Origin of the sequence: Kitasatospora sp. NPDC057542, assembly GCF_042801945.1 — a bacterium.
In the GTDB taxonomy this organism is placed as follows: Bacteria; Actinomycetota; Actinomycetes; order Streptomycetales; family Streptomycetaceae; genus Kitasatospora.
This window is the reverse complement of the sequence record NZ_JBHVFE010000427.1, coordinates 1-7,889: the sequence shown is the minus strand read 5'-3', so window position 1 is coordinate 7,889 and position 7,889 is coordinate 1. Positions and strand designations below refer to the sequence as shown.

Here is a 7,889-nt window from a genome sequence, read left to right as displayed (position 1 = left end):
CCCTGAACGCGGTCCGGGCCCCGACAGCGGCGCGCTGTCGGGGCCCGGTACGGCTTCGCGGCTACGGCCGCCCGAAGTGGGTCGGGTAGTAACCCGAGCTGAGGGTCGAGATCCGGACGGTCGTGCCCGGCCGTGGCGCCTCCACGAACTTGCCGCCGCCCAGGTATATCCCCACGTGGTGGATCCCCGAGGCCCGGCCGCTGTCGGACCAGAACACCAGGTCGCCGCGGCGCAGCTGCCCGGCGCTGATCGGCGTGGTCGCCGCGTACTGGTCGTCGGCCACCCGCGGCAGGCTTATCCCCGCGCGCCGGTAGGCCTGCTGGACCAGCCCGGAGCAGTCGTAGCCGGACGGGCCGTTGCCGCCCCAGACGTACGGCCTGCCCAGCTGGGCGAGCGCGTAGTCGATGGCCGACTCCATGCTCCCGGAGGCAGGAGCGGGGCTGGCCGCCGAACGGCTCGCGGGGAGCGCGGGGGCCGGGGCCGGGCCGCCGCCGGACTGCCCGGTGCGGCTCGCGTAGACGTCGTAGTGGCTGGTCCAACGCCACTCGCCGCTGCCGTTCTTGAACCAGTACTTCGACCCGTCCCAGCCCTGGCGCACCCCGGCGGAGGAGGCCGAGCCGTTGGAGACGGCCCGGGCGGTGGAGCCGGCCGAGCCGCCGGACTGCCCGGTGCGGCTCGCGTAGACGTCGTAGTGGCTGGTCCAACGCCACTCGCCGGAGCCGTTCTTGAACCAGTACTTCGACCCGTCCCAGCCCTGCTTCCCGGCCGCGGCGTGCGCGGATCCGGCGCCGGCCGTCAGGCCGACGACGCCGGCGCCCGCCAGCACGGTGGTGGCCAGGCAGGTGCTTCGCACGGCCCGGTGTATTCGGCCGCCGCCGGCCGCCACCGCGGAGCGGGCGGTGCGCGGCCGGACGGCGCAGTTCGGGCAGCCGCAGCCCGCGATCGCGGGGATGCTGCCGAGGCGTTCCTCGAAGCCGATCAAACCGGGATCACCGTCGGGGCCGCCTGAGCCGATGGTGATGGCGGGTTCGGCGTACGCGCCGGTGGCTATCCTCATGCGGGTCGTCCTTCCTTCCGCCCGGCACGGGAGGCCGGGGACGGTACCGAGGCGGCCACTCCGGCCGGGGCGACGAAGGCGACCAGCAGCTGTTCCATCAGCGCGCTGCGAGCGGCCAGGTCCAGTTCGTGCGCGGTCGCGCGCTCCAGACGGCGGACGGCGAGCGCCGCCGCCTCCACCGCGTCGTCCACCAGCACCGTGCGCAGGCCCGCGTCCAGGTCGGCCAGCCTGCGCCGGCGCATCGACTCGGCCACCTCGGGTGCGTAGTCCAGGGCCAGCGGCTGCACCGAGTAGACCTCCAGGCCGGCCGGGGCGACCTCGGCGGCCAGCGCTCTGGTCAACTCGTCGGCGAACCACTGCCCGTCGCGCAGCGCGGGGCCGGGCGCCGCGTTGCTGTCACAGGGCAGGGTGGACGCGGTGCGGGTGAGCACCGCCTGGACCTGCTCGCGCAGGTAGCTCTCGTGGTCCTCGATCGCCAGCAGCGCCCGTGCGGTGTCCTTGACCCGCCAGACGATCAGCAGCCGGACCACGATCGGCGTGCCGGTGCGGTCCACTACCCTGACCGACTCGCTGCGCCAGTGCCGCAGCCGCACGTCCACGCGCCGGCGGCGCAGCAGCGGGTTGACCCAGACCAGGCCGGTCCGGCGGACGGTGCCCCGGTAGCGGCCCCAGCGGGTCAGCACCCGGGTCTCGCCGCCCGCGTTGGCCAGCAGACCGGCGAGCGTGAACACCACCAGCAGGCCTGCCGCGGCCGCCGCGGCGATCGACTGCGCGTCCACCTCCACCCGGCCGCTCTCCCGCGCGGCGCTGCCGCGCAGGTCGGGCAGTACGTCCCAGTGCGGGAGGACACCGGTGCGCAGCAGCACGAACAGCACGCCGGCCACGCCGATCAGCACCGCCAGCAGGGCGATCCAGCCGGGCAGCGCGGTGGCGCGGCGCTCCCGCAGCGCCTGGTCGGCGCGCGGCGGGCGCCGGGTGGCGGTGGCGGTCCGGGCCCCGGCCGCCTTGGTGTCCAGGAGTCCGACGGTCTCCGGCGCGGCTGTCTCCAGCGGGTCGCGCAGGTCCACCGGCTCGGCCGGCGACGGGCTCGGGACGACCGCCAGCGGGGTGGTCGCCGGGCCGCTGTCGGCCGGTCCGCCCTGCTTGACGGTCTTGACGGCCGTGGCGCTGACCAGCGAGCCGGAACCGGAGACGGAACGTTCCGGCAGGGCTGGCGGGAGCGCCTTGGGCAGGTTGTCGGGTCGCAGCGAAGAATCGCGGGTGACGTCCATGCACGGATCCTCTGGGTCGGTGTGTCGCGCAACGGGCGGCCCGGATCTGACGGGCAGTGCCAGGGTCAGGCTAAGTTCATACGTCATCAAATGCGACATTTGAACCGAGGTGTGTCGACATTTACTGACGAATCGTCCAAAGCTGACCTGACGCGCAGACACATGAATGGATGGTCGGACGGTTCGGCGCAGGTCAGCGCCGAGGAGCACCGGCCCTGCGGGCGACCACCCGACGGGTGATCAGTTCGAGGCCGGTGAGCACCAGCAGGACTCCGACGAGTCCATCGCGCAGGCCGGCCTCCCCGGGCCGGCCGGCCGCGCCCTGCGCGGCTTCCTTCGGCTGCGGCGCCAGCGGCCGGGCCGCATGCCCGGCCGGCTCGGCGGACTCGGCCGAGCCGGCGGTTCCCGCCGGCGATGGCACGGACTCCACCGCGGCGACGGCTGTCGGCGAGGTGCCGAAGCCGCCGGCCGGGGCCGGGGAAACGGTCGCAGTGATCGGAGCAGTCGGGACGGCGGGCCCGGCGGGAGCGGCAGGCGCTGCGATCAGGGCGTCCGCCACCGACGCCGACCGACCCGGACCCGCCTTCGCGGACCCCGGCACCGCCGACGCACGGGACGCCGCCGGGCTCGACGCCGTCGCAGCGGTCGGGCTGGACCGGGCCGGAGCCGGTCGCGCCGGGCCGGCCGCGTCGACGCCCGGGAAGAGGTCGGAGACCACGTGCGAGGCGTTGCCGCGGGTCTGCGGGGCGTTGCCGAGTTCCTCGTCGACGGTGCCGGTATCCCCCGGCCGCATTCCGTCGGCATGGCGGACGGCATGGCGTCCTGCCGCGGACCGGTCCGCCGATTCGCCCGGCCCGGCGGTGACGCCCGTTCCCGGGGCGGCGTCGACATCGAACCCGGCCGAAAGCCCGGAGGGCGGCACCGCCCGCCCGGCGGACCGGGTACCGGGGGATCGGGCCACCGAGCGGGGGGCGTTCCACGTGGTCAGCAGCCCGCTCGCGAGGACGGCCAGGGCGACAGCCGTACGGGGAAACTGTCGGCTCATCCGGCTCTCCTTCGCGGTCGGCTGCCGGGACGGTGGGCAGTCTGCACAAGATCCGACGAAAAGGAATCACGATCCTGAGCCGGTCATACTGCGACACCTGTGCTTTTGGCCGTGTCCCACCCGTTTGGCGGCCATCCGGGCGGCAGGACGGGATGTACCCGAAACGACTGCATTTCATCCATTAGGCGACAATCGACACCACCCGGACGGACGTGGGAATGGGAGATCCGGGCCCATCGGGTGGACACCGGCCTCCGGAACGGGGCCATCCACCGGGAAACCCTGTTCGAATCGTCCGCCGGGCGCCCCGGGGAACGAGAGAAGCCCCCGGCCGGTGGCCAGGGGCTTCTCGATGGTGCGCTCAGCAGGATTCGAACCTGCAACCTCTTGATCCGTAGTCAAGTGCTCTATCCGTTGAGCTATGAGCGCAAGGAACGGGCGAACCCGATCTTGCGGTGGTTGGTGCGCTCAGCAGGATTCGAACCTGCAACCTCTTGATCCGTAGTCAAGTGCTCTATCCGTTGAGCTATGAGCGCTCGCCCTGGTGAACGGTGCCTCCGGGGCGTTGCGGGGACAACATTACATGACCTGCGGCGCAGGACGAAATCGGTTGCCCCGGCCCCCGCCCGGCCCCGCCGACGCCGCCCCCGGCCGACCCCGGGACGACCCCGGGACGACTCCGGGAACGCGAAGAGCCCCCGTCGACGAGATCGTCGACGGGGGCTCCCGACTGGCGGAGGCTGAGGGATTTGAACCCTCGATCAGGAATAACCCCGAAACCGCATTAGCAGTGCGGCGCCATAGACCGGACTAGGCGAAGCCTCCCCACATGGAGCGTACCCGCGTGAGCGGACCCGTTCCGTGTGTCAGTGATGATGCCACAACCGTGGGGCTCGGCACCAACCACCGCCAACGTTACTAGGCGGGTCGTCCTCGCCGCAAAGAAGAATGAGATACTGCCGTCTCCGGAGGAGCTGCCCCGAGCCGAGGAGACCTGTCGACGTGAGCAGCAGGCCGATCCGAGGCGCTGCTCGCCTCGCCGCCATACTCGACGCCCTGCCCGACGCGTTGCTGCTGGTGAACAGCAACGGCACCGTCGTGGACGCCAACAGCGCGGCGGTCCAGGCGTTGCAGGCACCGGGCACCTCGCTGGTCGGCATGGGCGTGCTGGGTCTGCTGCCCGAGTTCGACCCCAGCCGCATCCCCGGCTCGATGCGCCCGGCCACCCGTGACAGCGACGCCCTCGACCGCCCGGTCCGGATGACCGCCCACCGCACCGACGGCACCACCTTCCCGGTCGAGGTCTCCGGCAACGACTTCGCCGACGACGGCGACGGCCGCGGCTACGCGCGCTCCCCGTACGACGCGTACCGCGAGAACTCGCCCTCCTCCTCCGACCTGCTCCTGCTGCTGGTCCGCGACCTCTCGGGCCGGCTCGGCGTCGAGGCCGAGCTGCGCCGCCAGCACAAGCAGACCGAGATGATCCTGCGCGCCGCCGCCGAGGGCGTGCTCGGCGTGGACCTCGAAGGCCGCTGCGTGCTGGTCAACCCGGCCGCCGCGCACATCCTGGAGTACCGGGCGAGCGAGCTGGGCGGGCGCGAGCTGCACCCGCTGATCCAGCACTCCCGGGCCGACGGCACCCCGCTGGCGCTGGAGGAGTCGGCGCTGCTGGACACCCTGACCTCCGGGCGCAAGCACCGGGTGCGCGGCACCGTGCTGTGGCGCAAGGACGGCCGGCCGGTCACCGTCGACCTCACCACCGCCCCGGTCCGGGACGGCGACCAGCTGGTCGGCGCGGTGATGACCTTCACCGACCGCAGCCGCGAACTCGCCCTGGTCGCCCGCAACGAGCACCTCACCGCCGTCCTGGAGAGCGAGCTGGGCGGCGCGCTGAACGCGCTGAACCAGCGACTCGACGCGCTTGCCGCCGACCCGGCCGGCCAGCTCTGGCCGGAGGCGAACTGGACGCTGCGCCGGCTGGCCGCCGAGTGCCGCCGGTTCGGGAAGCTGATCGACGGGGTGCTCGACCACCAGCGCTGCGAGGCCGGCGAGAGCAGCGGCGCCGAGGTCAGGGACGGCAAGGACGGCAAGGAGCCCAAGGCTGGCAAGGACGGCAAGGACGGCAAGGACGGCAAGGACGGGCGGAAGGCCGCGTCCCGGGTGCCGGTGGGCCTGGACAAGGTGGTCCGCCGGGCCGTCGAGGAGGCCGGCGAACTGGTCGGCCCCGGCCGGGTGCGGTTCTCGGTGCACGCCGCCGCGGTCGAGGTGATCGCCGACGAACGGCGGCTGGCCCAGGCGCTGGCCCACCTGGTCGCCGACGTCAGCGGCGTCGGACTGGCCCTGGACGACCCCGCCGCTCCCTCCCCCGGCCTGGCCGTGCCCGGGCTGAACGGCGCCGCCGCGCCCGCACTGCCGCCCGCCCCCGAGACGCCGACCGTCGTGCTGGCCGCCGCCCAGCGCGGCGAGGTCGCCCGGGTCGAGATCCGCGGCCCCGGGGTCGGCGGCGGCCCCGTCCACCTGCCGATAGCCCGCACGGTGGTCGAGCGCCACGGCGGCGTGCTCCAGCCGCACGAGCTGCCCGGCAAGGCCGGCACCACGTACGTCGTCGAGCTGCCGCTGGACCCGGCCGCCGCGAAGGCCGCCGCCGAGCGCGCCGCCGCCGAAGGCCGCTCCGACCGGCCCAAGGAGAGCGACAGCGCCGTCCTGCCCGAGCTTCCGGGCATCCCGCAGCTGCCCAGCAGCGGCGAGGCCGCCGAGCCCGCGGCCGCCGGGGAGCAGCCCGGCCCCGAGTCCCCCGCCGCGGAGCAGCCGCCCGCCGAGGAGCCCCCCGCCGAGCGGCGCGGCCGCAGAGGCCGCCCGGCCGCCGAGACCCCGGCGTCCGGCACCCCCGGCACCCCCGGCGACCCCGACATTCCGGCCGACCAGTGGCCGAACGCCCCCGCCCGGATCGAGCGGGCCGTCCCCGAGCAGTGGAACGGCACCGGCAACGACCCCGCGTACGGCCGCCAGGGCCTGGCCGGACCGGACGGCACCCAGAGCGACCCGTGGGGCAAGGACGACGGCCGCTCCGGCCCCGCCTACGCCGTACCCGTCGAGGGCGAGCGGGCCCGGCCGATCCGCCCCGGCGGGCGCGAGCCGCTCGCGATCGGCCCGGCCCCCGCGCCCGCCGCCCCGGACGGCACCCCGCCCGGCGGCACCCCGACCGCCGAGGCCTCCCAGGAGCAGGCACCGGGCGAGACCAAGCACCGGCGCCGCCGCGCGCTGCCCTCCGCCGAGGAGCCCTCCGGCGGCTTCGCCCTGCCCGGGGCGGCCGACGCCCCGGTCTACCCCGGCCTGGAACACGCCCTGCCGGCCGGCCCCGCGCCCGCGCTGCCCGAACCGGCCGCCACCGCGCCGACCGGGCGCCGCCGCCGGCTGGCCGTCCCGCCGGGGCCCGGCCCGGACGCCCTGGTGAACGCCTCCGGCCCGGCCGTCCCGGCGCAGCCCTCCCCCGGTACCGCGCTGGCGCCCGCCCGGGCTGCGCTGCCCGCCGCCGAGGAGCCGTCCGGCCCGCGCCCGGTCGGCACCGGCCTGGGAGAGCTCGCCCCGCCGCGCCCGCTCGGCGCGGCACCGGTGCCCGCCGCCGCGCCGCAGCCGCCCGTCCCGGCCGACGCCGCCCGGACCGCGCCGCGCCCGATGGCCGAACTCCCGGCCGCCGACCAGCGGTCCGCCGCCGATCAGCCGTCGGCCCCGACCGGCGAGCTGGCCAACACCCGCCGGCTGCTGGTCTGGCCCGAGCCCGACCCGGCCACCAAGCAGGCCCTCCAGGCGCGCGGCTACCTGCCGGTGATCGTCCGCTCCCGCGAGGAGGTGGACGCTCAGGTCCCCGGCTTCCCCGCCGCCCTCTTCGTCGACCCGCTGACCGGACCGATCACCCGCACCGCGCTCCAGTCGCTGCGTACCGCGGCGCTCAACCGCCGGGTCCCGGTGCTGGTCACCGCCGGCCTCGGCCAGGCCACCCGGGACGCCGCGTACGGGGCCGACCCGGCCGTCCTGCTGCGCGCCCTCTCCCCGCGCGACGGCGAGCACCACGCCCCGCGGGTGCTGCTGGTCGAGGGCGACCCGGACATCGCCGCCGCCATGATCAGCAGCCTGGAACGGCGCGGCATGCACGTCGAGCACGCGGTGGACGAGAACGACGCGGTGGCCCGGGCCAGCAGCGTGCAGCCCAACCTGGTGGTGATGGACCTGCTGCAGATCCGCCGCCGCCGGGTCGGCCTGCTGGACTGGCTGCGCGCCAACGACCGACTGCACCGCACCCCGCTGGTGGTCTACACCTCGGTGGACCTCGACCCGCGCGAACTGCCCCGGCTGCGCACCGGCGAGACGGTGCTGTTCCTCGCCGAGCGCTCGACCAGCGAGGACGTCCAGTCCCGGATCGTCGACCTGCTCGGGCGGATCGGCGCGATGGGCGAGGCGGGCGTCGCCGCCGCGGGCTGAGACGCGGACACGCGAGGAGGCCGGGACCGTACGGACC

The 7,889-nt window shown here is 75.2% G+C and carries 4 protein-coding genes and 3 tRNA genes; 1 reads left to right on the top strand and 6 read right to left on the bottom strand.

The features are described from left to right. Positions 1-61: 61 nt before the first annotated feature. The 6 genes from ACFU7Y_RS35290 to ACFU7Y_RS35265 form a co-directional block, all read right to left on the bottom strand. Positions 62-1,057: a C40 family peptidase gene (locus tag ACFU7Y_RS35290; RefSeq protein ID WP_380770810.1), complete on the bottom strand. Its 996-nt coding sequence runs from the start codon at positions 1,055-1,057 to the stop codon at positions 62-64. Next, the gene (locus ACFU7Y_RS35285; protein ID WP_380770809.1) at positions 1,054-2,328 is read right to left on the bottom strand and encodes an SPFH domain-containing protein; all 1,275 of its coding nucleotides are present in this window, start codon (positions 2,326-2,328) and stop codon (positions 1,054-1,056) included. The genes ACFU7Y_RS35290 and ACFU7Y_RS35285 overlap by 4 nt, the downstream gene beginning before the upstream one ends. Positions 2,329-2,521: 193 nt before the next feature. Next, positions 2,522-3,373: a hypothetical protein gene (locus tag ACFU7Y_RS35280; RefSeq protein ID WP_380770808.1), complete on the bottom strand. Its 852-nt coding sequence runs from the start codon at positions 3,371-3,373 to the stop codon at positions 2,522-2,524. 353 nt (positions 3,374-3,726) lie between these two features. Beyond that, positions 3,727-3,802 (bottom strand) — tRNA-Arg (locus tag ACFU7Y_RS35275). Between the two features lie 31 nt (positions 3,803-3,833). After that, positions 3,834-3,909 (bottom strand) — tRNA-Arg (locus tag ACFU7Y_RS35270). A 195-nt stretch (positions 3,910-4,104) separates the two neighbouring features. After that, a tRNA-Ser gene (locus tag ACFU7Y_RS35265) sits at positions 4,105-4,198 on the bottom strand. A 177-nt stretch (positions 4,199-4,375) separates the two neighbouring features. Between ACFU7Y_RS35265 and ACFU7Y_RS35260 the strand changes: the two genes are divergently transcribed. Then, positions 4,376-7,852 (top strand): PAS domain-containing protein, encoded by a 3,477-nt coding sequence (locus ACFU7Y_RS35260; RefSeq protein WP_380770807.1) that lies wholly within the window; start codon positions 4,376-4,378, stop codon positions 7,850-7,852. The last annotated feature ends 37 nt before the right edge of the window (positions 7,853-7,889 follow it).